The 304-nt window shown below is 42.1% G+C and carries 1 pseudogene; it reads right to left on the minus strand.

Going from position 1 to position 304, the window contains the following annotated elements:
• Nucleotides 1–304 (minus strand): annotated as a pseudogene (locus tag ACVCXO_RS03695) (hypothetical protein); the annotation flags it as partial.

Below are 304 nucleotides of genomic sequence, written 5' to 3' on the forward strand. Positions count from 1 at the left end.
CCCAGTCACTTGTTGTGTCTGTTAAATCTACATTGGATAATGTTCCTCCGATACATGGATCGGTATCATTTGGATCCGTATCACTTGTTTCTCCATCACCATCACAATCCGTAATTGCTGTTACAGGTAAAGTAATATCTGTTGCTGTAAATTCACATGCATCATTTGGATCGGTGTCGTTTGGTCCTTGAACGCCGTCTCCATCAGGATCCACCTCGTCTAAGTTACTTACTCCGTCACCATCACAATCTGCAGTTGCCCAGTCACTTGTTGTGTCTGTTAAATCTACATTTGTTAAATCTCC

It is taken from the genome of Lacinutrix sp. MEBiC02404 (assembly GCF_053601575.1).